This window comes from Sodalis sp. dw_96, from assembly GCF_018449575.1.
Lineage (GTDB): Bacteria > Pseudomonadota > Gammaproteobacteria > Enterobacterales > Enterobacteriaceae > Acerihabitans.
Window position 1 is genome coordinate 90484 of the sequence record NZ_JAAVUT010000006.1, and the last position, 26863, is coordinate 117346.

Below are 26863 nucleotides of genomic sequence, written 5' to 3' on the forward strand. Positions count from 1 at the left end.
CTCATAGGGTAGGGGAAAGAGTGCATGTCAGCGGTCCGTAGGTCCGTAAAGGTTGTGGTTTGCCGCCGGGCAGGGCCAGGCGGGTCGTACAACGGCGACCGTCCGGTGTGACGGCGCGCAGAGTGTTTTTCGCGCCGAGATTATCCACCCAGGCACTGCCGTCCCAGCCCACATAGTCTATGGGCTGGCCGTCGCGGAGTAGTTGACTGCCGGCCGGCAGCGGCTGACCCTGTTGATCGTGGAAGATGATAGTGGCGGCGCGCAGCGGTTCGATGGGGAAATGCAACAAATAGCCGCTTCTGCGGCGCACCGCCACGCGCTGCTCCACGTTTTCCGCCGACAGATCCAAAGGCAGCGCCCGGATATCGATATCGTATTTCGCAGGATAATAGGCGCTGATCCCCGGCACCAGCAGATAACCCTGTGCGTTGGTGCTTCCCACCAACTGATTCTCATAACGCACCGGAATATCGGGATAATCGGTTTTCACCAGGGTAAAGGCATTGCTTAATTGGTCCGCCGCCAGTAAATGGCTGTCCATCAATACCAGCGCGCCGTTCATATCTCCCCATAAGGTGCCGCTGCCACCATAACCGAACAACCCTGCGGAGGTTTTAAGCCGGGTATTGCGCCAGTTGAGGGTAGCCTGGCGATAATCGCTCTCACGCTGCTGACGGGCATAGGAGAGATCCCAACTGAAGCCGCCGTCGCTGGGCATGGCGCGGGTCACCGAGGCGCGCTGGGTGGTGCCGCCGGGGCGATCGCGCTCCAGGCCGACGCTGGCGCTGGTAAGCGAGCCGAAGGGAATCACCAACGAGACGGCGCCGGAATAGTCACGCTGCCCGGGATCGTAAGTGGCGGTGATAAACAGGCTGGATTCGCGCCAAACGGATTTACTCCAGGAGGCGTTCCACAGGCGGATGGTTTCTCCCGCCGCGCTGCGAATATCGATATAAGTCGCGCCTACGCTGCCGTAGGGCTCCAGCGACAGGCTGGCGTAATATTGCCCGCTGCGGCGATTAAGGGTCCACAGGGCATCGGACATGTGATGCGCACCGCTGTCCAGTATCGTCAGGTTGCCGAAATGGCCGCTGCGTAGCGTATGCCTCATGCCCAGACTGAAGTAACGGTTGTTATAGTCATAACCCCAGTCATATTGGCCGCCATTGTCGCCGTACATTCGGCTGCGGGTGACGGCGCCGTTCACCACCCCCCAGCGTCCCAGCTTATACAGACTGCCCGCTCCTCCCAGCGCCAGGGATTGCGCCCCTTCGCCATGGCTTTCCAGCGTCCATTCATCGTTAATACCCTGCCGGTAGGATCCGCTGGCCACCAGGGTAGCGTAGTCGGCGTTGCGTAATCCGTAGGACCGGCGCAGCGCGCCGACGGCAAGGGAGTAATCCGGCAGGCCCGGTTTCAATAAACTGCTGGAAACATAAAAGGGCTGCGTGGTGGTGACCCGGCGGCCCAAGGCGTCGGTGGTGACCACCACCGCTTCCCCCGCCCCGTTAATGAACGGCAGGTTGTTAAAGGCGAAGGGGCCGGGCCGGACCTCATTGCTGCCGGCCCGATAGCCGTCGACGAACAGATCAACCGCGGTAGGAACCGCCGCCCGGCCGGCAAACGAGGGCAACGGGTAGGTAACGAGATCCGGTCGCAGCGCAAAGTCCCTGGCTATTTGTATCCCACCAATACGCACGCTGCCGCTCCAGGATAAGGCGTTGGTGATGACATCCCCCGTTTTCCAGCTTAAGGAGCGTTCCTCGTCCTGATCGGCCCAGTAAGTATCATAACGTATGTAATCCTTGGCGGCGTTGCCGGCACCGGCACCGGCACGCTGCCATTCAATCACGCCGTCGGTGGAGAAATGACCGAATTGGCCAAACAATCGCCATTCATTCCAGGCGGAAACGCGCGTAGCGCCATGATTGATACGACTGCCGTAAATATCATAATTGAGCAGGGCGCCGGTACTGGTCATTGCTTCATGGCGCGGGCTTCCCGGCGCGCCGTAAAACGTTTGCTGCGGCAGCCATTCCGGCGGCACGGTTAATTTCAATAGCCGCCTTTGCCGGTCATAGACGACGTTCACTTGCGCCATGGTGGTGACGTCGGTTTCCACCGCCGCCAACTGATCGGTGGGTAATCCGGCCTGGGCCAAATCCGCCGAACTCAGCAGATAATGTCCGTTGTCGAACTCCACCGGCACAATCCGCCCGCTGTCGAATTCGTTGACCACCAGTTCCAGCATATGGCGCTGGCGCGTCTGCCCCGGGGCCACCGTTGGCGGCGGGGGCAGGGTATCGAAGGTTTCTGCGCCGCCGGCCAGGGGCGTGAGCAAACCGCAAAAGCCGGTAAGGGCCAAAGAGACACGGCTCAGTAAAGGGTGCGGGGGCCGGTCCATGGTTTAACGGGCGTCAGCCATACTGCGCCAGACGGTATTGCGGTTATCCACGCTGGTTTCCAGCGACGCCTGCGGGGGAACCTTGCTCTTGAGCGGCCAACGATGGCTGGAGCCGGCCAACACATAGCCCAGCAGCCCGTCGGTGAGAGTATATTTGCCCAGGCGTGTTTTACTGAGCCGGGCGTGTACGGGACCGCCGTTGGTAATTTCCAGGTAGGGGCTGCCCGACTCCGTAACCAGCCGCCAGCTCAATATCGGCGTCCCGCTATCGGGAGAACTTTGCCGGCCGTAGACAAACAGGGGGATGGAATAACGCATCTGGAAATTAAGCGCATGGGATTTTTCATCCGGATGACCATAAGGGGTCGGTATCTCATCCAACAGCACCCGGTAGGCCTGTTCTCGGTTCGCGGGGGGCGGCAAGCGCTTTATCAGGCGTATTATCCGTTTTTGCCCTGATTCGAGCCGGATCATGGTAGGGAGGGGCTGAATGTCTTGCTGAGCGGCATACTGTTCCCGCCCCGCCGTCTGGTGCCAGGCGTAGACCCTTATCTGCAACAGGGTAGTGGCTTCGCCGCGGTTCTGCACCCAAAGTTCGGCGCCCTGGCTATTTTCCGTGATGACGGGATCCACCGGCCAAATGAGCACCGAATGTCCGCCGAGGGCCGGCGCCGGCCATAACATGGATAACACAAAAGCCGGCATCCATCCGCCGGTTGGCAAGATTCTCATCCTCAGATCCCTCTGAAACATTACCAGGACAACACTACCGACAGGACATCGTTATAGGTCCCCCCCTGATGGGTGCCGTCCAGTTGCAGTTGGCCGTAAATCGGCAACGTGATATTAGCGGCATTGGCAAAAGCCACAGTAATAGACTGATTAACCGGGATCTCGCTGGCGGGCGAATAGACGGCGCTGGTGTAAAGCCGGTAAGCCACCCGGTCAGTGCCGTTCAGCAGCATGAGGTTCCTGGTGGTGGTGTAATGACTGCCGCCATCGATACTGATATTCAACGTGGTTCCCGGGGTACAGGCAATGGTTAACGCGGAGTTTTGCACGAAGCCGGTACCCACCTGCCGGGTATCTAGCGCCGAATAGACGCCGAAATCCAAGGTGCCCCATACCCCGCCGCCGCCCTGGATCTGGCAACCGGCCACCACCGAGGCCGATACCTGGAATGATTGGCTGGGCAATGCCTGAACCAGCCCGGCATACAGCGCAAGCAGGGCGGCGTAAAGGGAATAAAGCAAGGCGGGAGGAAACCGCTTTTTCGTGACCTGCATCTGGTCTGCTACCCGCGATTAATAAACCACCTGTACGTTAATGACATCGGTATAGGTTCCCGCCGGGATGGCGGTATTATTGCCGCCCTGGGTAATCCGGCCATATACCGGGAAGATTGTGCCGTTAACGGGATCGGCGGTGCCGGAGGGGATGAGATTGGCATTGTTGGTAATGGGATTGTTGTACGCCGCGTCGTTATACAGGGTATAGGCAATGCCTTGGGTGGTGTCATTATTTAACACCAGATAGCGCGGACTGGTGCTCTGGGCACCGTAAACCGTGCCGGGGGCGGCATTGCTGCCGGTGATTTGCACCGTATAGGTGGCGCCGTTACTGCAATGGATACGGATGCCGTTGCCGGTGGCGCCGGTCAGGGTGGCATTCAGAGTATCGAAAGTGGCGGGGGAAACACCGAAATCCAGCGTACCGAAATTGGCATTGTTAGAGGCGGGATTACCGTTTATCAGACAGCCATTGGTGAGCGTGAGGGTCGCGTTTATCGAACCGCTGGTGGTGACCGCCCGCACCGGATTGGTCAGCCAGAATACAAGGGCGCAGCCCATGACTAAAAGCTTTATATTCATCTTATTTCCTTTTAAAAATAATGAACGCGCTCTTCGCCTGATGCTGAAAATAGGTTAATAGGTTAATAATATATGGTTAATTATAGGGCAGTAAGGGATTTTTTTATGGTTATATAGAATATAGTTGAATAAAATATTAGTATAAAATTTCGGTAAATAAAAATCCGGATAAGTGCCCGCCAGCCTGTGGCATAGTGTAAATGACCATAGGGACATCAGCGCCTGGGAAGTTTCATCCCCGGACAAGGTAATGGGCATGCCGGCCGCATGGTGGGGCCTAACGCCAGGTTAGGTACTTTACAAAGCCGGCATTGCGTCAAGGCAAAGATTAATTTGCCTATCTGTGTCTGCAATGGCGCGAAGTGCGGTTTAGGTAAATATTCCTAAGGATGCTATGCGCTAAATTGATTTAGCAATACCCTATCAATTTTTCCAGATGAGGTTTTAGGCAATTCTTTGTATTCCAGGAAAACATTCGGCAGCATATAGGAAGGTATCAGGTTTTTCAGACGAGCCAGCGCGCTATCATCATTAAAACAAGCATTTTCTACCAGAGAAAAGTGGCAGATTATACCGTTTTTATCGCCAGATTTTGAAATTGTAATGCACAGTTCATGTATTTCCTCCAGGCTGGCCACGGCAGCTTCAATATCACCAATTTCTACACGGTAGCCATTGATTTTATACATATGATCTCTTCTGCCTTTGTAATGCAGCTCGCCATTATTGTCCAGGTAACCATAATCCCCGGTCCTCCAATATCTTACCGGGTAGGGATGAAACGGGCTAAGGATATAGTGCTTCGCCGTTAGCTCGGGCTGGTTGATATAACCATGGGTAACGGTCCCACCCCTGCACCATAATTCGCCTGTTTCGTTAGCATCGCAAATTTTGTTAGTGTCGACATTGACCACAATAATCTCGGTATCATCAACGACTTTTCCTAACGGGATACTATCACGCAGAAAATCATCTTCCTGTACCCAGTGATAGGTGATAATGTTGGTTTCAGTGGGGCCATAAATGTTCGCGAATGCAATATAAGGCGCACGTTTTTTTAGTTTTTCAAGCTTGGGCACCGGGAAGGGTTCACCGGCATACATGATGGTGCGCAGATGGTTTTTGCTTTTCAAAAACTGCCCTTTTTCCATCAATGTCAGTAGGGTTGATGGCGTGGTATAAAGCATTGTGGCTTTTTCATTTTCTAAAAGCGTGACATAGTCCCGGTGTTTAATACTGTCGTCCCGCCGTTTATTCCAATCATAACAAATTAATGTCGCACCCACACTCAAGGTATTAAAAATATCGAATACCGATAAATCAAATTTAAGCGGCGCTCGGGAAATGATGCGATCATTTTGGGTGAGCCTGAATTCTTTTTGCATCCAATCCACGAAAGTCATCGCATTCCTATGACTTAACATTATGCCTTTTGGCACCCCGGTTGACCCTGAAGTATGAAGAATATATGCCAGATCGTCCGAGACTTGATTAAGAGTAACCGTTGTATCAAGAGATTCATTAGGTTCCAAGCGCTCGATAGATTCAAAAGATCCGAAAGATGCATGGGTTGCCATCGCCTCCGCCGACAATTCGGCCATTGCTCCATCTTTAAAGGTATATAAGCGTGGGAAGGCATCGGCCTCGATAACGAGCACATATTTTAAATTGCAATGGGGTAATTGCTGTTGGAATTGTTCTAACAAAGGACGGTCGACGAGCAGGATATCAAGGTCCAAATTAGTTATTACTTTGATAAGCAATTGTGCCGGATAATAGGGGTCTATCGGCACATAGGTTTTTTTAGCCTTGAGAATGCCAAGAATGCTGGCGATACCATTAACATTTACATGAGACAATATGCCGATAAAGTTATTTTTTACAGCAAAGGTATTACTCAAATTACTTACGTGAGCGCTGATCAGATTGGCTTTACGATTAAGCAGCCGATAGGTAGTCCGATGTTGGTATTCATCCACAATGGCCGTTGTGTTTGGATAGTGATCAACGGACCGGTGAAATCCATCATGAAGAAGAGTAGACATACTAATTCCTTATGCTTTTTGATACTGCTTTGAGCTGAATATTAAATCTCGACTTAATGTTATCTGAATCATTAATTAAATTATTGCTACCTCGAATAAATTATTTTTTATTCTTTGCGTGCTAAAACTGCTGTCTTTTGCCAGCATGCCTTTGATTGACCTGTTTCTTGATAATATATGATCAACGTTGAAACTATTTTTTTGATCGTTTGGCAATATGCTTAAGTAATATTTCTCAAGCAATATTTTCGAGGTATTTTTTGTACTCCACGTGGAGTTAATGATTACGTCGCCTTTACGTATCCCACGGGACTTTTCGACTATATTCATATTCAAATGGCTTATCACATTAAACCAAAATATAAATATTTTACTTTCATCGTTGTTTCTCTGAGCGAGATATTCCTCAAAGGTGGTTTTGATCAATTGTGAACCCTCAACACTGGCGGCATAAGGGTCTATGCCGAGATAACTTATATTGGTTGATTCTATCAATTCATAATAATTGTAATCGCCACAGCCTACGACTACCGCCTGTTTGTAATTTTTGAAGAGATCTAGTTTGCATTTTAAAAAATCTTTTTCAGTATTTAAAAAGTCTCTTGCTATATTCATGCTATCTTCATTCAGCATTTTTTTATAGGTACTGTTGATAAATTTCATTTACTCTTCTAATTAATATTTTAATAATTCTGCGTAGGGCATATTCATGCCGGCACCTAATGAATTGGTTGGCCTGATGACAAAGCCCATTTTTTCATAAAAACGCTCGCGCCCTACTGCGGCCATACCTAATATATCAGCTTCCGGACAGGCGTTTTCTTTCAGATAATGGAATATATTGTGTAGAATATGTACTCCTATACCGTAACGATGTTGAAAATCAGGGTGAACCATAAGATCCATTATGCAGAAAATCAGTGAACCGTCTCCCACGACTCGACCGCTGCCAACAATCCGTTGATCTTGGTAAGCAGAGCAGATATATAATGAATGCTCAAGGGCTTGTTCAGAACGCCTGTGGTTTGGCTCGGACCACCCCACGCTGCTTCTTAACTCATTATATTCCATTGCCGTAATGAGCTTATCGGTATAAAAAATTGCCATTATGGGTTTAAGCCTTATTAATATTAGTAAAGTATCTCATCTTTATGATCCGAAAATGCCTGGATGATTTTTTTCAATTGCCAAGGTTCATTCATGGCGGTAATGGTCATGCGAATACATTCGCTGCCTTTGGGCATGGTGGGGTAAGGGCATGAAGTCACATAAAGCCCATAGTCCGAATAAAGAATTTTCGAAAAAGTGGTCAGCATTTCGGTATTAGGTATCTTAACCGATACAATGGGGAAATTATTTTGACAGAAGGTTTCAAAACCAAGCTGTGCCAATCCGGCTAACAATTCTTTGACCATGCCATGAATTTTTAATTTAATGGCATCACCTTCTTGCGCCAGCAGGTCCAGCCCGGCATTAAGCAAGCCAAAGGCAAAGGGAATGGGCTGCTGGGAGTAGTCCAATGGTTTTGAGAACGCAAGCAGGGTATTTTTCAATTTTTTCGATACGCCGGCAAACGCCATGGCGCAACCCATATTTTTGGCGGTACCGGCAATATAAAGAATATTATCATAGGAAAGGTCGAGGAAATTGACGATACCCGACCCGTCTCCATAGGGGTTCTGACTGCTTTGCGTCTTGCCGAGCATGCCGAAGCCATGGGCATCATCAACAAATAATATAGCATTATATTTATGGGCAAGCGCCTGTATTTCCGCCAATCTGACATAGTTACCGGTAATGCTGTAGACGCCATCCAGGCAAATCAACTTATGCCGTGCATGCCGATGGGATTTTAGCAGCGTTTCGAGCTCATCCAGGTCGTCGTGGGGGTAGCTTTTTAATATAGCGCCTTTATCCCTTGCCAACTGCGCACCGTGGAACATGATGGCATGGGCGGCTTTATCCATTATCACCAGGTCATTTTCCTCCAAAAGCGCGGGGATAATCCCTATGCTGCCGAGAAACGTGTTGGTGACTATCAGCGCATCTTCGGCCTGGATAAAGCGAGCTAAACGCGCTTCAAGCTCCAGGCATAAGCCATAGTGCCCCGTCAGCCTTGCCCTGCCGGTATGCAAGCCATAGTCTTTTACCGCCTGTATGGCCGACGGCAGCAACTCTTCTTGCCTTTTGTCGAAGCCGAGATAGTTGCCCGAAGCGAAATCAATGATTTCGTGGCCGTTTTTGTCAATGAATACCCGATTTTGAGATTTTGAAATAGTGACATCATATTGTGAGCTTTCATTCAGCAATTTAAACAAATCTTTCCTGCCGCCGGATTTAATGTTATCACTCATTTCATTTAATAATTCATACATATAATAGCGCCATTATTATTTTTGCAATTGTTTTCGATAACGATTCACGTTACCGCCGAACGTAGTTTTATATAATGGCAAAACAAAAATCAAATGCATTTTTAATTTTTTTAAAAAACATTGTTATTTAACAAATATAGATATTAAGGGATCAATAATTTAGTATTTTTTATTTTTTATATGAAGGAGGCTAAGAATGTAATGGGACATTTTATTACACAGACAATGTCGCATCATTGATACTGTCTCTAAATGACATAATTTTAGGGTAGTTGTTTAAGCCTGCGGCGGGAACTGACCAGGCACCAGAGCGGGAAAGGCAGCGTGACCAGCAACAGCAGCCACAATAAGGAATATACCGCATCGATACCGTCGTTTTGCAAATTGATGTAGAGCTTCACCGGTATGCCCTGCGGGAAATAGGAGAATACCAAGACAATACCGAATTCACCCACTACCCTGACCCAGGCGATGGCCAGGCCGGTGGCTAATCCCTGACGGGCCAGGGGCAAGGTTAAGCGTATCAGGATCTGCCATGGCGGCGCGCCGAGGACTTTTGCCGCTTCTTCCACCGTCGTCGGCACACCTTCGAAAGCTACTCGGGCCGACATGACATAATAGGGCAGTGCGCCGTAGACCTGCGCCAGCACAAAAGCGCCGGCATTGTTGGTCAACGACAGGCCCAGGCGGGCGATGATGCCGCCCAGCGCGCCATAGGGGCCGTAGACCGATATCAGTAAAATCCCCAATGCCAGGGGCGGTGTCAGCAGGGGTATCAGCACCATTATTTCCACCCAATGGCGCATGAATGACGTGGTGCGCGCCAGCCAAAGCGCCAGCGGCGTTCCCAAAAGAACGATAAGGGGAATGGAAATACAGCTTAATCCCAGCGACGTGGCGACGGAATCCCAGTCGCCATAAGCGAGATGGAACCCGTGCCAGGGCGTGACGCCGATAAGCGTGAGAAAGGGCAGCGCCAGCAACAGTAATGCCGGCACCGCAAGCCAGCGGGACACTCGCTTAGGCCGTTGTGCGCTTATTGATAAAGCACCCCGCCCTTCGGCTGGCCGTAACCGTTTTTCTTAAGCTCCGCCTGACCGGCCGGGCTTTGCAGAAAAGCGATAAACTTGCGTCCAAGGGCGGCGTCGGGTGCGTTCTTCAGCACGGCGGCATAAAATACCAGCGGCTGGGTTTGCAGGGTCTTTTCCTGCCCCTTGGAATCAGTCACCTTGAAGCTCACTTTGTTATACCAGTCCTTGGCCATGGCGGGGTTGCTGAGATTGATTTGATCGGGCAAGGTGATATAGGGCAGTTTTGACGATAGGGTCGCACTCTCATACCCTGAAGCCGCATCCACTTGCCCGGCTTCCATACGGGTCAGCAAACCGCCTTCGGCAAATACCTGCTGCGGATTTTGAATATCGCCCAATACCTTGTGGGTTAACCCGGGCTGTTGATAATATTTTTCCGCCAGCAGCATGGTGAAGATAATATTTTGTCCCTGCGGGTCATTGATAGGATCCGTACGGCCGAATTTCAACCCCGGGGATTCCAAAACTTTCCACCAGGGCGCGGCGCCCGGTTTGGCGTTTTTAATGGCTTCAAAGGCGGGGGCGAATTTGCTTTTGGGATTATAGGTTATCACCATGCTGGTACTGGCAACCGGCACGGCTTCATCAACCAATCCAGCCTGCTTGAGGATATCCATGGGTCCGGGGGTGATGGAAACAAAGACATCCGCCACGACTTTCTTGGATTCCAGCAAGTGCGCCATGCCATACGCGCCCTGTCCCTGTCCTTGATAAACGGCATGCTCATTATTGGCAAAGGTCGGGCCGAGAAATTTATCCATCACCACGCCCATTGAACCGGCATAGGTGACCCGGATATCCTGCGCCGCCTCTACGGACAGGCTGGATATAGTACCCAGCGCGCACAGCACCATGGCCGGCAAATATTTTTTCTTTATCATTTTTGGTTACCGTTATATATAAAATTATATAACAATATCGGCTGCTTTATTTAAAAAGCAAGCTAAAAAAACTGTCAAATTATTAATGACGCTTCTGAATTATATGAGAGGATAGGGTAGAGAGTAATCAAGAGGAACGGAGCGCAATAAAGCGAAATTATTTATTTGCCGCCGCGGGGTGAGACCGCCCTCGGTGAAATGTCGTGAGCTTTCTATACCGAACAGAGGTACTAAATGATTACATCAGCCAGAAATCAGCTTACGGGAACAGTATCCGTCATCACAGCCGGTGCGGTTAATGATGAAATTGAAATTACCCTGCCCAACGGCAAGGCGCTGATCGCCACCATTACCCACAGCAGCGTGCAATACCTGGATTTAAAGCAGGGCGGTGAGGCCATCGCTTTTATCAAAGCGCCCTGGGTGATCCTTACCGCCGCCGATACCGGCCTGCGTTTCTCGGCGCGTAATCAATTCGCCGGCAGGGTGAAGTCTGTCGTCAAAGGGGCGGTTAACAGTGAAGTAACGGTGGAGATCGATCCCACCATGTCCCTGGTTTCAGTGATAACCAACGAAAGCGTCAACGGAATGAAGCTCAAGGAAGGGGAGGCGGTAACCGCGCTGGTCAAAGCCTCCAGTATCGTTATCGCCACCCGCGCCTGAAAACTTCCGCGCCGATGCGGCGGGATTTTCCGTCCGCGCGTGGCCGGCGGTATATTCCGTCAACCGGCGGGGGACAAGACAACTTCTATATCCGCCGGTTTGGCGTAATAGGGCGTTGAGGTAACCGCCAACGTGATGCCGGTGCGGGCGTAGTCGGCAATATTGTTCCCGTTGATGCCGCCGGCCGCGGCCAGCCGGCAATGGGGGGCGTGGACGGCGCAGAGGGCCAGCATTTTTTGTACCGAGGCGGGGGTAAATTTATCCAGCTGGATCAGATCCGGCGCGGCGTGCATGGCCGCTTCGGCCTCTAGTTCATTATCCGCTTCAACCGCAATCAGCCGATCGGGGGCGGCGCCGCGTAAAGTGGCGATGTGCGCTGCCCAATCCGCCGGGTCGCTACAGAAATGGCGATGGTTGGCAAACAGCAACAGGCTGTCCGCCGTGCCGATCCGGTGCAGGGTGGCGCCGCCGTCCAGTACCGCGCTCAATGCCAGGGTCTTGGTGCCGGGAATATTTTTTCGGGTACAGGCTATTTGCATATGCGGGTTGATGGATCGGGCGATGCTTACCATGTCATGGGTGGCCTGCGCCACGCCGCTGCACCATTCAATAATATTCTGCGCCACTTTCCAGCCTTGATGCAGCCGTTCGGCCGGTCCGGCGGCGGTTAACACGATTTCTCCCGCCGACGCCTGCCGGCCGTCGATTGCCCTCAGGCCCACATCCAGCGCCAGCCGTTGCAAAAGACGGGCGGCGGCTTCCAGGCCGCTGATTTTACCCGGCTGGCGACGGCTGAAGGTCATTAAACCCGGCCGGGAGCCGATACCCAGGGCGCGGGTGGTGATATCGCCGTAGCGCACATCCTCCAGCAGCAACGCATCCAATTCCTGATCCGAAAGATAAATCATCACCTGCCCTCAGTGGTTATGCTCCGGGAACGGCCCGGGGTAAAATGAACCGAACCATCATAATGCCTTTTACCGTGAAAAATAACGGTGGCGGTTTTTTTACCGAGAGCGGGCATACGAAGAGTAGGCATATACCCTAAATAATTCGAGTTGCAGGAAGGCGGCAACGCAGCGACAAATCTGTCTGGAACAGATTTGAACAGCGCTTGCGCTGGCCCGCAGGGTGAACCTCAGGGAAGAGGTTCATTCATCCCCAGGAGCTTACTCAGGTAAGTGACTGGGGTGAGCGAGGAAAGCCAACGCACCTGCAAATTGAAGTATGACGGGTATAGACGCTCTCTTCGCCGCATCGGTACATTAATGTACATTGTGGGGGATATACGTACCCGAATGTATTTTGTCCGGAAATGAGTTTTTTTATTAAATAAACATCAGAGAACTTTTCTTCGAAAAAAAGTACCTGGATGTACGAAATACCGAAAATCCCCCAATGAGGTTACAGTTTAGCGTTTAGTGGCTGTCATTGCCGCAAGAATAACAATAACAAATAAACCCTGTTAATACAGACGTTAAAGTCTTTTTTATGAAAATAGACGGTGTTTTAATGTAGATTTAAAACTTCATGACGGGTTATTGGCACGGGGTTTGCTCTATTCATATGGCAAGCAATATCATCAGCAGTTTTTATTCATCAGAGGAGTTATTCATTGTGACTCGCAAACTGGCAATTTATGGTAAGGGTGGTATCGGTAAATCTACCACCACGCAAAACACCGCGGCCGCATTAGCCCACTTTCATCACCAAAAGATTTTTATCCATGGTTGTGATCCGAAGGCTGACTCAACCCGTCTTATTCTCGGCGGCATGCATCAGGAAACATTGATGGATGTGTTGCGGGATCAAGGGGCGGAAAAAATCACCAATGAGATGGTGGTGAAAACCGGCGTATTCGGCATCAGCTGCGTTGAGTCCGGTGGTCCGGAACCGGGTGTAGGCTGCGCGGGACGCGGCGTCATCACCGCTATCGATCTGATGGAAAACAACAAAGCCTATTCCGAAGATCTTGATTTCATTTTCTTCGATGTATTGGGCGACGTGGTTTGCGGCGGTTTCGCCATGCCAATCCGCGAAGGTAAAGCCCAGGAAGTGTATATAGTCGCTTCCGGCGAAATGATGGCAATTTACGCTGCGAATAATATCTGCAAAGGTTTGGTTAAATATGCCAAGCAGAGCGGTGTTCGCCTCGGCGGCATTATTTGCAACAGTCGTAAGGTTGATGGTGAAAGAGAATTCGTTGAAGAATTCACCGCGGCCATCGGTACACAAATGATTCATTTTGTACCCCGTGACAATATTGTGCAAAAAGCCGAGTTCAATAAAAAGACCGTTACTGAATTTGACCCTGAATCTGCTCAGGCCCATGAATACAGTGAACTTGGTCGTAAGATTATTGAAAATAAAAACTTTGTCATTCCCAAGCCTATGACGATGGATGCTTTGGAAGCCATGGTGGTTAAATACGGTTTGGCGGATTAATTCTGACCTTGCCTTAAAGTTAAGGGCCAGGATAACGCTGGCTGCTTAGTGTATTACCGATAAAATCGGGGATTGAATTATGCCACATCATGAGTTTGACGTTAGCAAATGTATTCCTGAGCGGAAGCTGCATGCTGTCGTGAAAGGGGCTGAAGAAGATTTATCGTCGGTGCTCCCGTTGGGCTATCTGAACACCATCCCGGGAACACTTTCCGAACGCGGCTGCGCCTATTGCGGTGCCAAGCATGTGATTGGCACCCCGATGAAGGATGTTATCCATATCAGTCACGGGCCGGTAGGCTGTACTTACGATACCTGGCAGACCAAACGCTATATCAGCGATAACGATAACTTCCAGCTTAAATATACCTTTGCCACCGATATGAAAGAAAAACATATCGTGTTCGGCGCCGAAAAGGTGCTGAAGCAGAATATCCTGGAAGCGTTTAAATCCCAGCCCACCATCAAGCGTATGACGATTTACCAAACCTGCGCATCGGCGCTGATCGGCGACGATATCGCCGCGGTGGCCCAAGATGTAATGGATGAAATGCCGGATGTGGACATTTTTGTCTGCAACTCCCCGGGTTTCGCCGGCCCGAGCCAGTCCGGCGGGCACCATAAGATCAATATCGCCTGGATCAACCAGAAAGTCGGTACCGTTGAACCGAAGATCACCAGCGATCATGTAATTAACTATGTGGGTGAATACAACATCCAGGGCGATCAGGAAGTGATGGTGGACTATTTCAAGCGCATGGGTATCCAGGTGCTGTCTACCTTTACCGGCAATGGCTCCTATGATGATTTGCGCTCCATGCAAGGCGCACATCTGAATGTGCTGGAGTGCGCCCGCTCGGCGGAATATATCTGCAACGAATTACGGGTACGGTACGGCATCCCGCGTTTGGATATCGACGGTTTCGGTTTTGGACCGCTGTCGGATTCCCTGCGTAAAATCGGGCTGTTTTTCGGTATCGAAGATCGCGCCCAGGCCATTATCGATGAAGAAACCGCACGTTGGAAGCCGGAATTGGATTGGTACCTGGCCCGCCTGAAAGGCAAAAAAGTCTGCTTATGGCCCGGCGGCTCCAAGCTGTGGCACTGGGCGCACGTTATCCATGAGGAAATGGGCGTCGAAGTGGTGTCGGTATATACCAAATTCGGTCACCAAGGGGATATGGAAAAGGGTATTGCCCGCTGTGAATCCGGCGCGATGGCCATTGACGATCCCAACGAACTGGAAACCCTGGAAGCCATGTACCAGCTTAAGCCGGATGTGATCTTTACCGGTAAACGGCCTGGCGAAGTGGCCAAGAAAATCCGGGTGCCTTACCTCAATGCCCATGCCTACCACAACGGGCCTTATAAAGGTTATGAAGGTTGGGTGCGATTTGCCCGGGATATCTACAACGCCATTTATTCGCCGATTCATCAACTCGCCCTGCTGGATATCAGCAAAGACGAGATCCCCACCGACAATGGCTTTGTGACCCAAAAGATGCTCTCCAGCTCCGTGGTGAGTGAAGAGGTCAGTTCATCCACTACCTTGCGTCAATATACCGGCGGGTTCGACAGCGTTACGAAATTACGTGAACGTGTTTATCCCACTTTCGCCAGACAGACTGCGAACACCGAGGAATAAAGAGGACAACACCATGGCAAGCACGCTTGAAAACCAGATTGAACCGCTGGTGGATTACATCATGAAAAATTGCCTCTGGCAGTTCCACTCCCGCGCCTGGGATCGGGAAAAGCAGAACGAGGGCATTTTATCCATCGCCGAACAGTTGCTGTGCGACGAACCGGTGGAGTTGAGTACCCCGGCCGCACGGTGCTACTGGGCGGATGCCGTGGTGCTGGTTGATGCCTATAAGACACATTTTTCCTGGTTGGCCGCCATGTCAAAGGCGGACATCAAGCAACTCATCGCGGCACTGCATGAGCGGCTGAACTACCTGACGATTACCGGATCGTTGAACAAAGAACTCACCGATCAGCGTTACTAGATAGAGGGCAATATCATGTCGTGTGAATTAAAAGCCAAAGACCGTGCCGGTGTGATCAACCCGATATTCACCTGTCAACCGGCGGGAGCGCAGTATGTCAGCATCGGTATCAAGGATTGTATCGGTATCGTTCATGGCGGCCAGGGATGCGTAATGTTTGTGCGCCTGCTGATTTCCCAGCATTTGAAAGAGAGTTTCGAAATCGCTTCCTCCTCGGTGCATGAAGACGGCGCGGTATTCGGCGCCCTGGATCGCGTTGAGCAGGCAGTCGATGTATTGTTGATGCGTTATCCCCATGTCAAGGTCATTCCCATTATCACCACCTGCTCCACTGAGGTGATCGGCGATGATGTGGATGGGGTGGTAAGGAAGCTGAACGAGGAATTGTTGCAGGAAAAATTCCCCGGCCGTGAAGTTTATCTGATCCCCATCCACACGCCGAGCTTCGTCGGCAGCATGGTGAGCGGTTACGACGTGGCGGTGCGGGATTTTGTGAAATACTTTGCCAAGAAAACCGAACCCAACGGCAAGCTGAATGTGGTTACCGGCTGGGTGAATCCCGGGGACGTCACGGCGCTGAAACATCTGCTGTCGGAAATGCAGATTGACGCCACCGTGCTGTTTGAAATTGAAGATTTCGATTCGCCGGTCATGCCCAGCGGGAATACCGTTTCCCACGGCAATACCACCATTGAGGATTTGAGGGGAACGGCCAACGCGCTGGGAACCATCGCCCTTAATCGCTATGAAGGCCGTAAGGCCGCCGATTGGCTGGCGGAGGAATTCGATATTCCGACGATTATCGGACCCACGCCCATCGGCATCCGTAATACGGATACCTTCTTGCAGAACCTGAAAAAACTTACCGGCAAACCGATCCCGGAATCGCTGGTACGGGAACGCGGCATCGCCATCGACGCCCTGACGGATCTGGTGCATATGTTCCTGGCCGATAAACGCGTTGCGATTTACGGCAATCCGGATTTGGTGATAGGCCTGGCGGAGTTCTGCCTGGATCTGGAAATGAAGCCGGTATTGGTTCTGCTGGGGGATGATAACGCCCATTACGATACCGATCCCCGCATTACGGCGCTTCAGGAAAAAGTCGATTTCGATATGGAAATCGTGACCAACGCGGATCTCTGGGATCTGGAAAAGCGCATCACCCAGGACGGCCTGAAACTTGATCTTATCCTCGGACATTCCAAGGGACGTTTCACCGCCATTGACAACCAGATCCCCATGGTGCGGGTGGGTTTCCCCACCTACGATCGGGCAGGATCCTACCGTCATCCGGTGGTGGGTTACGCCGGCGCCATCTGGCTGGCGGAACAAATCGCCAACGCGCTGTTTACCGATATGGAATATAAGAAAAACAAGGAATGGTTGTTGAACGTTTGGTAAGGCGTTGCCCATGATGCCGCAATCCGGCGGCACCTGGGGCGTTGCGTCCATTGGCTTATTACCGGATGGCGAATCGGTGTCCGGTAACACCTCCCGAGGATAAACCCGATGTCCAAATTGATTTTCGAAACCGAACAGAAAAAGTTTACCCGCCTTTCCACGGATGCCCGGGGCTATCACCGCCGCGCGGTGCTGTTTTTCGAACAGGCGCAATCGCCAGGGCTGATATTCAACGTGGGGTCCATAGCGGTTGAATGCTACCTTATCGCCTTATGCGCCTATTACGGCAGTATGGCGTTTAATCATAACTATTCCAGCCTGATGGATACCGCGGAAGAGGTGATTAACTTCCCGGCGGAATTAAGCCTAAAAATCCGGGCGCTGGACGAAATTTTCGGTATCTGTTCCCTTGATAATTATCATCACGGCACGCCCACCGAGACGGATGCCGCAGGGATTGTCGAGATTTGCCAGGCGTTGTCGGTGATGCTGGACGCCTTGGCGGTAAATAAAATCCCTTCTGAATAAACGAGGATATTATGCAGTCTATGACAGGCGTTGCGCCCCATGGGCACCCTCATGGCGAGATGCGCCGGGATGATAGGGAGATAACCGATCCGGCGGAAATCAATGAAATCCTGAATGCCTCCAAGGTGATGTATATCTCCCTGGCGGATAACAACATCCCTTTTATGGTGCCGGTATTTTACGCCTGGGACGGAGTGTCTTTATATTTTCACTCGGCCCGATCCGGCAGCAAAATAGATATTTTAAAAAGAAACAATGCGATCTGCTTTGCCATTTCCATCGAGCAAGGCGTAGTGGAAGACGAGATTATCTGTAATTTTGAGGCAAAACATCGCACGGTGATTGGCCTGGGTAACGCGGTTTTTATTGAAGACGATCAGGAAAAGATCGCCGCCCTTAACCGGATTGTCGCCCGGTTCAGCGATAAAGCCTGGAGCTTTCCGCAGGCCAATGTGCGTTCCACTCTGGTATTGCGCATTGATGTTGTGTCCATGAAAGGTAAAAAACACGGTTTTTAGCCGGAGGACAAAATGAAAATAGCGGTATTTGTCGATACCGAAGGCAATACGGCGTCTTTGTATCAACAGGGTACGATTCGGGTGTACGAATCTTCGCCGTCAGGCTGGCAGCCGGTGCGGGAAATCCCGTTTGGTTTGAGCGAAGAAATGGGGCTGGCGGAAATCCGGACCCATATCCTGGCCATGCTCGCCGGCCTGGATGGGTGCCGTCATTTTGTCGCCCGCGCCATTAACGGTGCGATGTTGTCCTATTTTGACGGTATGGGCATTGTGATGTGGAAGCTGGCCGGGGACCCGGTGGGTTTTTTACCGCAGATACAGCATATCGTCGAGGACAAAGCGCGTCAGGAGCAGGCCGCGCAGGCGGCGTCCGCCGCCACGTTTATCGAACCCGGCAACGCGGCGGGGGAATATCGGCTCAATCTTATCGACGCCTTGAAGAGCGATAGCGCATTAACCTCCAAACAGGTTATACAGCCTTTTTTGCGCCGGTTGGATTTTACCAAACTCGAGATCGTTTGCGATCATTTGCCCAAATGGTTCGACAGGGAGCTGCCGGCGCTGGAGTTGACCCTGGCGTCGGAGAAAAAGCCGGACGGCCGCTGTTATGCCGTGATCAGCCGGGCCTGATGACAACCGGTTCCGCCATGGCTTCCATCAGTCCAGCGATGTCCGGCTCAGCAAGGGACGCCAGCCATCGGGCCTGTGAGGTTTTCTGGCGCCGGACGGCCGTCCGCCGTGCTAAAACGGACAATGCCGCCGAAGGATTGTCGTTTATGGTACAAAATGCCGCCAACGGCGTAACGCCTCCGGCGGCAATATGATTTCAAATCATATCGTTATATATTTTACAACATAGCGAGTTTTGGCGTCCATCTTGCAACATCCTCTGCTCAAGCCAGTAATTTTCCGGCTGACACTGCTGAGGAAAGGGTCATGAATGAAGTCGTTAACCCGCTGACAAACCCCGTCGCCACCCACTCTTTATTGACGGAGTCGTTATCCTTTTCCTGCCACTTGGGGGAGTGCCGTTCCGAACTGCTGCCCCTGCTGTCGGAAGTGAGCAAAGTGGTCAGCCGCGAGGGATCGTTATCCAAGACATTGAAGCTGGTCCTGGAATTGATGCAAAAACACCTCCAGGTCACCCGCGCGATGATTTCCCTGTACGATGCCAGCTGCGATCAGATTTTTATCCATGAAAGCTTCGGGCTGTCGCCTGAGGAGAGCGAAAAAGGCGTTTATTACCCCGGCGAAGGCATTACCGGCAAAGTCGTGGAAACCAGACAGCCGATTATCGTGCCGATCATCGCCGACGAGCCTTTATTTCTCAATCGTACCGGCAGTTGGGATAGAAACCAGGATGGCCGTCTCTCCTTTATCTGCGTGCCCATCATGCGCGGTATGAAAGTCATGGGCACCATCGGGGTAGAGCGTTTATACAATAACCGGCAACTGCTGCACCTCGATTTGGAAGTGCTGGGGATTATCGCCACCACCATCGCCCAGGCGGTAGAGCTGCATCTGCTGGAGCGGGCTCACAAGCAGGTGTTGCAAGCGCAAAACGCCCGGCTGAACAGTGAATTAAAAGAAAAATTCAAGCCCTCGAACATTATCGGCAATTCCAAAGCCATGCAGTCCGTTTACCTGATGATTGATAAGGTCAGCCATGCCCGCACCACGGTGCTGATCCTGGGTGAAAGCGGCGTGGGCAAAGAGCGGGTGGCCAGCGCCATTCACTACAACAGCAGCTGTGCCCACGGGCCTTTTATCAAATTCAACTGCGCCTCGCTGCCGGAAAGCGTTATTGAAAGCGAGCTGTTCGGCCATGAAAAAGGCGCGTTCACCGGCGCGGTGGCGCGCCGTGCCGGCCGGTTCGAAGAGGCTCATGGCGGCACCCTGTTCCTGGATGAAGTCGGGGAGCTCTCTCCGGCGGTACAGGCAAAACTGTTGCGGGTAATACAGGAGCGCTGTTTCGAACGGCTCGGCAGCAATGAATCCATCAAGGTTAATGTACGGATTCTGGCGGCCACCCATTGCGATCTGACTGAAATGGTGGAAAAAGGGACCTTCCGCGAGGATCTGTTTTATCGGCTGAATGTTTTCCCGATTACCATCCCGCCGCTGCGGGAACGGGGTAACGATATTTTGCTGCTCGCCGAGCATTTCAACGCCTATTTTGCCAAAGAACAGCAGGTGGACGTTCCCACCATCGCCACGCCGGCCCTGAATTTGCTCCTGAGCTACGATTGGCCGGGCAATGTGCGGGAATTGGAAAACCTGATGGAGAGGGCGGTACTGTTGGCGGAAGGCGGAGTGATTCACAGTTACAATCTGCCAAACGGCCTGCAGCCCGCCGTGCTGGGCGAACTTGGCAGCCAGACGGGACTGGAGGCGCGATTATCCTTGATGGAATACGAGATTATCGTCGAGTCCCTGTCTCGGCATCAGGGGAATATGTCCAAAGCGGCGGCGCAATTGGGCCTGACCAGGCGCATGCTCGGCCTGCGCATGGCAAAGTACCGGCTCAATTATAAAGATTACCGGTGCGGAGACTAAAATGAGCACAGAGACAGATCTCGGTAAAACCGAACAGGACCGAATATCCGTCCCGCGATTCAATCCCGCTTCGGGCGGGCCGACCGGCGGACGGTCCCGCAAGCCCCACTCCAGGCACGAGGTGGACCACATCATTGCCCGCTCCCCGGCCATGAAAAATATCATGGCGATCATCGCGCGGATAGCGCCGACCCGCTCGGCGGTGCTGCTGCGCGGCGAGCCGGGCACCGGCAAGGACGTGATTGCCCGGGCGATACATAATTTGTCGCCGAACCGCGGGGGACCTTTTATCAAAGTCTGCTGCGATTACCTTAATAATGAAGAGACCCTGCTGGAGCTGTTCGGTTGCGACGCCGGTTATTCCCCGAGCGCCGGTCGCTACCCCGGCGATATCTCCCTGGCGGCGGGCGGCACACTGTTTATCAGCGAGATCGGTCATTTTTCCCTGGCGCTGCAAAAACGGCTGCTGCGGATGATCCAGGAACAGCTCTATCGCCCCTTGGGCAGCACCGAAACCTTGCCAAGCGACGTGCGGATTATCTGCGCCTCGGAAAAGAACCTGGAGGGGATGATGGTACAGGGGGAGTTTTTGCCGGAGCTCTATTACCGCATCCATATCGCCACCGTTAACCTGCCGCCGCTGCGGGAAAGAAAAGAAGACATCCCCGCCCTGGCGGCCTATTTTTTTGAACGCTACAACCGGGTAAACGGCCTGCGGCTATCCATCACCGAGGCGGCATTGGCGCCTCTGTATTTATGTCATTGGCCCGGTAATGTACGGGATCTGGAGAATTGCCTGGAACATGCCGCCCTGCTCGCCGGGGGCGATGTCATCCGGCAGTTGCCCTGCCTGGCGGGACGGTGTTTCAGGCAGCGGCTGAACCAGAAAATCAGCCGCCAGGAAGATGTACCGGCGGCCCGTGAAGGTAACGACGGCGTATTTGCCCCGGCGGCGGCTTGGCGGCCCGTATCCCCCGTGGACCAAGGCACTTTATCGGCCCCGGCTCACGGCATCGCATTTGTGGACGAAGATGACACCCGTTACCGATTAATCAGCGCGCTGGAGAAAAGCGGCGGCGTCAAAGCCAAAGCGGCCCGTTTGCTGAACATCACGCCGCGACAGCTCTATTACGCCCTTAAGAAACTGCAAATAGAGGTGAAGAAATTCTAGCGACTGCGTCGGGCTAAAACCGTGTCCGCGAGCACTGCACTTTGAACCGTGCCCGGTCGGAGCAGGATGCTAGATCGTAAACACGCCGTGAATCCATCCATGGAGGCTCGATCCGCGCCGTCCTGGCGCGGACGGTTTACTCTCCTAGCATCCTGCCCCGCCTCATAAACTCCGAGTACGTTTACCAGTGCCCCTATGCAGGCCAGGTCCGCTATCACCCAACACCGCAACGAGCATGTCAGAGGGGGCGCGTGTTAAAGGGAGAGCGCGCCAATGTGGCCGAAGCGGGCGTGGTTTTTCCGCCCGCGGAGCGCCGCATGGTACGCTAGGCCCGCCACCACCGACCGTGCCACGAAAGTGTTAAAGGGAAACCGTGCTGATGGGGTCGAATCGGGCATGGTTTTTCTGCCCGACAGAGCGCCCCACAGCGCGGTAAGCCCGCGTTCACCGAATCTGAACCGAACGTGTTAAAGGGCCCCCATGCCAAGGCCGGGTTTCAGCGCGCCCCGCGCGCAATTATTTAGCAAAGACCCCATCCAGCCAAGCCTGCCAAAACTGCCCCGCCGCCTGCGCCAGCAATGGCGCGTAGCGGCGGCTCTGCTCCCGCAGCTGCGGCACGCTCAGCCCGGCGCCGGACAGTTCGGCGGCGTGGCCGACATACCACGATTCCAGACCCGCCGCGGTCACCTCCAGGTGGCATTGAAATCCCAACGCATAGTCACCCAAGGCAAAGGCCTGATTGGCATACCTATCCGAGCCGGCTAAATGCAATGCCCCGGCCGGCAGATCAAAGGTATCCCCATGCCAATGCAACACCTTCACCTGCCGGTCCAGCAGCGCGGACAACGCCTGCAGCCGTGAAGCGTCCCCGCCGGCATGCAACGGCCCCCAGCCAATTTCCTTACCCGCGGTGCCGGGATAGACCTTTGCCCCCGCCGCCGCCGCCATGAGCTGCCCTCCCAGGCAAATCCCGAGCGTCGGTCGCCGCTGCGCCAGCCGGGCGCGTATCAGCTCGATTTCCGGCACCAAAAACGGATAGGCCTCCTGTTCATACACCCCGATAGGACCCCCCAGAACGATCACCAGGTCGTATGCCAGGGAATCCACCTGGGACCACTCCAGCGTACAGGCGTCGGCCATGGTGATGTTAAACCCGTTCCGGGTTAATATCCCCGCAAGGGATCCCAGGTCCTCAAAAGAGACATGGTAAATGGCCAACGCATTACGCATTATATTCTTCCGGTAAAAGAGTTATTAATGACAATGGGAATAAATACTTTTATCAGTTTAAATCCTTCGCGAAATAAAAATCTTTTATTTAATTGATCTTGTCAGTGCCAATTGCTTAAAAAAATTCTTGGGCCGCCGATCTATAGCCGCGGTAAAGGCGTAAGGGAACCGCAATAAAATATCAGATAAAGCCCCCTTGGCGCAGGGCATATTTCAGGTGAATATAGCGTTTCTATGGCGTTCGGTCGCCGGCGGTCCTCTGTTATTCTTATGGATAGTCATATTGTTTTAATATAGTAGGCGGATAGTATGGCAATGAGAGCGGCAGAGTTGAGGATCCGCTAATTAACCTAATTGATGACAGCATTTTAACCTGCTTTTAACCCACATTCTTGAAACAACCGTTCATATATTAGCCATTCGGAAAGAAAGTTTTTTAGTTTTTAATTAGAATCTATGACCAGGAATTTCCATTAATCAAGTGCAATACTTCAGTTAATTAACTATTATCCAAATGATCGTGCTGGTTTAATGAGCAAAAGCCTGTCGTTTATGTTCGTTTGGCTCGACCCGCAAAATGTGTAAATCCCTATTGGTTATATTGACGTCATGGCAAACTGTTGCCAAATTGGGAGCCTCGGAAGTCAGGGGGGCAAAGGATTGTTTGAATGTGTGTTGCATTCGACGGGTCGGTCGACGCTTTTCATCGGACAGTCCGGTATATTCTTTCCCTTCTTTCGTTCGATTGCCGCAAGGCGCACAGCACAGACCGCAGCCTAAAAAAAACAGCGTCTGGCCGTATACAACACACAACATCACATCACGTAATGGAGCATAATGATGACAATTTCCTTGACCAAATCAGGGATACTGAAGGTCGGCATTAGCCTGGCTGCTTTAGCTGTGGCTGCCAGCGTTCAGGCAAAAACCCTGGTGTATTGCTCAGAGGGTTCCCCTGAAGGGTTTAATCCGCAGCTATTTACCTCTGGTACCAGCTTTGACGCCAGTTCCGTTCCAATCTACAACCGACTGGTGGATTTTAAACTGGGCACTACGGAAGTGATTCCGAGCCTGGCGGAAAAATGGGATATCAGCGCCGATGGCAAAACCTATACTTTCCATTTGCGTCACGGCGTTAAGTGGCAAGATAGCAAGGATTTCAAACCGACCCGCGATCTCAACGCCGATGACGTGGTGTTCTCCTTTACGCGCATGAAAGATACCAATGCTCCCTACCATAAAGTGTCAGGCGGTAGCTATGAATACTTTGACGGCATGGGCATGGGTGATTTGATCAGCAGCGTGGAAAAAGTCGACGATTATACCGTCCGCTTTAATCTGACCCGTGCAGAGGCGCCTTTCCTGGCCGATATGGGCATGGACTTCGCTTCCATCATGTCCGCTCAGTACGCGGATCAGATGATGAAAGCGGGCACGCCGGAAAAAATCGACCTGAACCCCATCGGTACCGGTCCGTTCCAACTGCTGCAATACCAGAAAGATTCACGCATTCTGTATAAAGCGTTTGAAAACTATTGGGGCACCAAACCGAAAATCGATCGTCTGGTCTTCTCCATTACTCCTGACGCTTCGGTACGTTATGCCAAACTGCAGAAAAACGAATGCCAGGTTATGCCGTACCCGAATCCGGCCGATATCGCCCGCATGAAGCAGGATAAAGATATCACCCTGCTGTCCCAGCCGGGTCTGAACGTCGGTTATTTGTCGTTTAACGTGCAAAAGAAACCGCTGGACAACCTGAAGGTTCGCCAGGCGCTGACCATGGCGGTCAATAAATCCGCCATCATCGACGCGGTATACCAGGGCGCCGGTCAAGCGGCTAAAAACCTGATCCCGCCGACCATGTGGGGTTATAACGACGCGGTGCAGGATTATCCTTACGATCCGGTCAAGGCTAAAGCGCTGTTGAAAGAGGCCGGTTTCCCCGATGGTTTCTCCATCGATTTGTGGGCGATGCCGGTACAACGTCCCTACAACCCGAATGCTCGTCGCATGGCGGAACTGATTCAGGCCGACTGGGCGAAAATCGGCGTGAAAGCCAAGATTGTCAGCTACGAATGGGGCGAGTATCTTAAACGCGCCAAAGCCGGCGAGCATCAGACCGTGATGATGGGCTGGACCGGCGACAATGGGGATCCGGATAACTTCTTCGCCACGCTGTTCAGCTGCGATGCGGCCAAAGACGGCTCCAACTATTCAAGATGGTGCTACAAGCCTTTTGAAGACGTGATCCAGCCGGCGCGCGCCACTTCCGATCAGGCAAAACGTATCGCGCTGTACAAGCAGGCTCAGGTAGTGATGCATGATCAGGTCCCTGCGTTAATCATTGCCCACTCAACGGTGTATGAACCGGTGCGTAAAGAAGTCAAAGGGTACGTGGTTGATCCGTTAGGTAAACATCATTTCGAGAACGTATCTTTAGAGTAAAGGTCAATTAACCCCCCATAACCCTATAGGGAGCCCCCTCCGTTCATGCGAGGGGGCGGGAATGTCCTCTGTGCCACACAGGGGAAGGTATCGCGCCAGCGAGGCCACGGGGGGGAATCCTGAAGATGTGAGCTTTGATAACCCGGTCGCCACAAGCGCCCGGGTAAACTATATACAGAAACAGAGAGTTCGGAATATGTTGCAGTTCATACTCCGACGTTTGGGACTTGTGATCCCGACGTTTATTGGTATTACCTTGCTGACGTTTGCATTTGTCCATCTGATCCCGGGCGATCCGGTCTTGATCATGGCCGGCGAACGGGGCATGTCTCCGGCGCAGCATGCGCAAATGATGGCGCAATTAGGCCTCGACAAACCGCTCTATCAGCAATACGTCCATTATGTCATCGGCATTCTGCACGGTGATTTGGGTATATCCCTTAAAAGCCGCATACCCGTCTGGCAGGAATTCGTGCCGCGCTTCAAGGCAACCTTAGAGCTGGGTGTTTGCGCAATGATTTTCGCCATGGTGCTGGGTATCCCGGCCGGCGTGCTGGCGGCGGTAAAACGCGGCTCGCTGTTTGATCATACCGCGGTCAGCATCTCCCTGGCCGGCTATTCGATGCCGATCTTCTGGTGGGGTATGATGCTTATCATGCTGGTGTCGGTGCACTGGAATCTCACCCCGGTCTCGGGGCGGGTCGGGGATACGGTGTTCCTCGACGATTCGCTGCCGCTCACCGGTTTTATGCTGATTGATACCCTGATCTGGGGACAGCCGGGCGATTTTATCGACGCCCTGAAGCATATGATTTTACCGGCGGTCGTGCTCGGCACCATTCCCCTGGCGGTGATCGTCCGCATGACCCGTTCGGCGATGCTGGAAGTGCTGAGCGAAGATTATATCCGTACCGCCCGCGCCAAAGGATTGAGCCGTATGCGGGTCATTATCGTCCACGCGCTGCGCAACGCCTTGTTGCCGGTGGTCACGGTAATCGGCTTGCAGGTGGGTACCCTGCTGGCGGGCGCTATCCTCACCGAGACCATCTTTTCCTGGCCTGGTTTGGGGCGTTGGCTGATTGAAGCTTTGCAGCGCCGGGATTATCCGGTGGTACAGGGCGGTGTGTTATTGGTAGCGATCCTGATTATTGTGGTGAACCTGCTGGTGGATGTGCTTTACGGCGTGATTAACCCGCGTATTCGCCACAAGAAATAGGGGAATGG

Annotated in this window: 25 protein-coding genes; 13 read left to right on the forward strand and 12 right to left on the reverse strand. The window is 52.4% G+C overall.

Going from position 1 to position 26863, the window contains the following annotated elements:
- Nucleotide 1: 1 nt before the first annotated feature.
- The 10 genes from HB631_RS11540 to HB631_RS11585 all read right to left on the reverse strand — a co-directional run bounded on the left by HB631_RS11540 (nucleotide 2) and on the right by HB631_RS11585 (nucleotide 10640).
- Nucleotides 2-2404 (reverse strand): fimbria/pilus outer membrane usher protein, encoded by a 2403-nt coding sequence (locus tag HB631_RS11540; protein WP_213991303.1) that lies wholly within the window; start codon nucleotides 2402-2404, stop codon nucleotides 2-4.
- Between the two features lie 3 nt (nucleotides 2405-2407).
- Nucleotides 2408-3136 (reverse strand): molecular chaperone, encoded by a 729-nt coding sequence (locus HB631_RS11545; protein WP_255556940.1) that lies wholly within the window; start codon nucleotides 3134-3136, stop codon nucleotides 2408-2410.
- Between the two features lie 20 nt (nucleotides 3137-3156).
- Nucleotides 3157-3690, reverse strand: coding sequence for a spore coat U domain-containing protein (locus HB631_RS11550; protein WP_213991304.1), 534 nt, complete (start codon nucleotides 3688-3690; stop codon nucleotides 3157-3159).
- Nucleotides 3691-3708: 18 nt separating this feature from the next.
- Nucleotides 3709-4275 carry a spore coat protein U domain-containing protein gene (locus HB631_RS11555; RefSeq protein ID WP_213991305.1) on the reverse strand — a complete coding sequence of 189 codons (567 nt, stop codon included), beginning with the start codon at nucleotides 4273-4275 and terminating at the stop codon, nucleotides 3709-3711.
- A 392-nt stretch (nucleotides 4276-4667) separates the two neighbouring features.
- On the reverse strand, nucleotides 4668-6320 hold the full coding sequence (locus tag HB631_RS11560) for an amino acid adenylation domain-containing protein (RefSeq protein WP_213991306.1): 1653 nt from the start codon (nucleotides 6318-6320) through the stop codon (nucleotides 4668-4670).
- Nucleotides 6321-6395: 75 nt separating this feature from the next.
- Nucleotides 6396-6983 (reverse strand): hypothetical protein, encoded by a 588-nt coding sequence (locus HB631_RS11565; protein WP_213991307.1) that lies wholly within the window; start codon nucleotides 6981-6983, stop codon nucleotides 6396-6398.
- 12 nt (nucleotides 6984-6995) lie between these two features.
- Entirely contained in the window at nucleotides 6996-7427 is a 432-nt protein-coding gene (locus HB631_RS11570) for a GNAT family N-acetyltransferase (protein WP_213991308.1), read from the reverse strand.
- A 23-nt stretch (nucleotides 7428-7450) separates the two neighbouring features.
- Nucleotides 7451-8674 (reverse strand): pyridoxal phosphate-dependent aminotransferase family protein, encoded by a 1224-nt coding sequence (locus tag HB631_RS11575; protein WP_213991309.1) that lies wholly within the window; start codon nucleotides 8672-8674, stop codon nucleotides 7451-7453.
- A 284-nt stretch (nucleotides 8675-8958) separates the two neighbouring features.
- Nucleotides 8959-9711 (reverse strand): ABC transporter permease subunit, encoded by a 753-nt coding sequence (locus tag HB631_RS11580; RefSeq protein WP_213991310.1) that lies wholly within the window; start codon nucleotides 9709-9711, stop codon nucleotides 8959-8961.
- 20 nt (nucleotides 9712-9731) lie between these two features.
- Nucleotides 9732-10640: an extracellular solute-binding protein gene (locus tag HB631_RS11585; protein ID WP_255556956.1), complete on the reverse strand. Its 909-nt coding sequence runs from the start codon at nucleotides 10638-10640 to the stop codon at nucleotides 9732-9734.
- Nucleotides 10641-10901: 261 nt separating this feature from the next.
- Between HB631_RS11585 and HB631_RS11590 the strand changes: the two genes are divergently transcribed.
- On the forward strand, nucleotides 10902-11330 hold the full coding sequence (locus tag HB631_RS11590; protein ID WP_213991312.1) for a TOBE domain-containing protein: 429 nt from the start codon (nucleotides 10902-10904) through the stop codon (nucleotides 11328-11330).
- 59 nt (nucleotides 11331-11389) lie between these two features.
- On the opposite strand, the gene modD is transcribed toward HB631_RS11590, so the two are convergent.
- A complete protein-coding gene (gene modD, locus HB631_RS11595) occupies nucleotides 11390-12238 on the reverse strand; it encodes a ModD protein (protein WP_213991313.1) in 849 nt (282 codons plus the stop codon).
- Between the two features lie 709 nt (nucleotides 12239-12947).
- Here modD and nifH point away from each other — a divergent pair.
- The 10 genes from nifH (at nucleotide 12948) to HB631_RS11645 (ending at nucleotide 21961) form a co-directional block, all read left to right on the forward strand.
- Entirely contained in the window at nucleotides 12948-13775 is an 828-nt protein-coding gene (nifH, locus tag HB631_RS11600; protein ID WP_213991459.1) for a nitrogenase iron protein, read from the forward strand.
- A gap of 79 nt (nucleotides 13776-13854) precedes the next feature.
- A complete protein-coding gene (anfD, locus tag HB631_RS11605) occupies nucleotides 13855-15420 on the forward strand; it encodes a nitrogenase iron-iron protein, alpha chain (RefSeq protein WP_213991314.1) in 1566 nt (521 codons plus the stop codon).
- A gap of 13 nt (nucleotides 15421-15433) precedes the next feature.
- Nucleotides 15434-15784 carry a Fe-only nitrogenase subunit delta gene (gene anfG / locus HB631_RS11610; RefSeq protein WP_213991315.1) on the forward strand — a complete coding sequence of 117 codons (351 nt, stop codon included), beginning with the start codon at nucleotides 15434-15436 and terminating at the stop codon, nucleotides 15782-15784.
- A gap of 15 nt (nucleotides 15785-15799) precedes the next feature.
- Nucleotides 15800-17188: a Fe-only nitrogenase subunit beta gene (anfK, locus tag HB631_RS11615; protein ID WP_213991316.1), complete on the forward strand. Its 1389-nt coding sequence runs from the start codon at nucleotides 15800-15802 to the stop codon at nucleotides 17186-17188.
- Nucleotides 17189-17296: 108 nt separating this feature from the next.
- Nucleotides 17297-17716: a hypothetical protein gene (locus tag HB631_RS11620; protein ID WP_213991317.1), complete on the forward strand. Its 420-nt coding sequence runs from the start codon at nucleotides 17297-17299 to the stop codon at nucleotides 17714-17716.
- An 11-nt stretch (nucleotides 17717-17727) separates the two neighbouring features.
- Entirely contained in the window at nucleotides 17728-18234 is a 507-nt protein-coding gene (locus tag HB631_RS11625; protein ID WP_255556941.1) for a pyridoxamine 5'-phosphate oxidase family protein, read from the forward strand.
- Nucleotides 18235-18246: 12 nt separating this feature from the next.
- Nucleotides 18247-18864 (forward strand): Fe-only nitrogenase accessory protein AnfO, encoded by a 618-nt coding sequence (gene anfO / locus HB631_RS11630; RefSeq protein WP_213991318.1) that lies wholly within the window; start codon nucleotides 18247-18249, stop codon nucleotides 18862-18864.
- Nucleotides 18864-19058, forward strand: a complete 195-nt coding sequence (locus tag HB631_RS11635) for a hypothetical protein (RefSeq protein ID WP_213991319.1) — start codon at nucleotides 18864-18866, stop codon at nucleotides 19056-19058. Before anfO ends, HB631_RS11635 begins: the two co-directional genes overlap by 1 nt.
- A 112-nt stretch (nucleotides 19059-19170) precedes the next feature.
- Nucleotides 19171-20790 (forward strand): sigma 54-interacting transcriptional regulator, encoded by a 1620-nt coding sequence (locus tag HB631_RS11640; RefSeq protein ID WP_213991320.1) that lies wholly within the window; start codon nucleotides 19171-19173, stop codon nucleotides 20788-20790.
- 1 nt (nucleotide 20791) lies between these two features.
- Nucleotides 20792-21961 (forward strand): sigma 54-interacting transcriptional regulator, encoded by a 1170-nt coding sequence (locus HB631_RS11645; protein WP_213991321.1) that lies wholly within the window; start codon nucleotides 20792-20794, stop codon nucleotides 21959-21961.
- 516 nt (nucleotides 21962-22477) lie between these two features.
- Here HB631_RS11645 and HB631_RS11650 read toward each other — a convergent pair.
- The gene (locus HB631_RS11650) at nucleotides 22478-23191 is read right to left on the reverse strand and encodes a glutamine amidotransferase (RefSeq protein ID WP_213991322.1); all 714 of its coding nucleotides are present in this window, start codon (nucleotides 23189-23191) and stop codon (nucleotides 22478-22480) included.
- Nucleotides 23192-24031: 840 nt separating this feature from the next.
- On the opposite strand from HB631_RS11650, the gene dppA reads away from it, so the two are divergent.
- Both dppA and dppB read left to right on the forward strand, forming a co-directional pair.
- Nucleotides 24032-25639, forward strand: coding sequence for a dipeptide ABC transporter periplasmic-binding protein DppA (gene dppA / locus HB631_RS11655; RefSeq protein WP_213991461.1), 1608 nt, complete (start codon nucleotides 24032-24034; stop codon nucleotides 25637-25639).
- A 196-nt stretch (nucleotides 25640-25835) separates the two neighbouring features.
- A complete protein-coding gene (gene dppB / locus HB631_RS11660) occupies nucleotides 25836-26855 on the forward strand; it encodes a dipeptide ABC transporter permease DppB (RefSeq protein WP_213991323.1) in 1020 nt (339 codons plus the stop codon).
- Nucleotides 26856-26863: the final 8 nt, after the last annotated feature.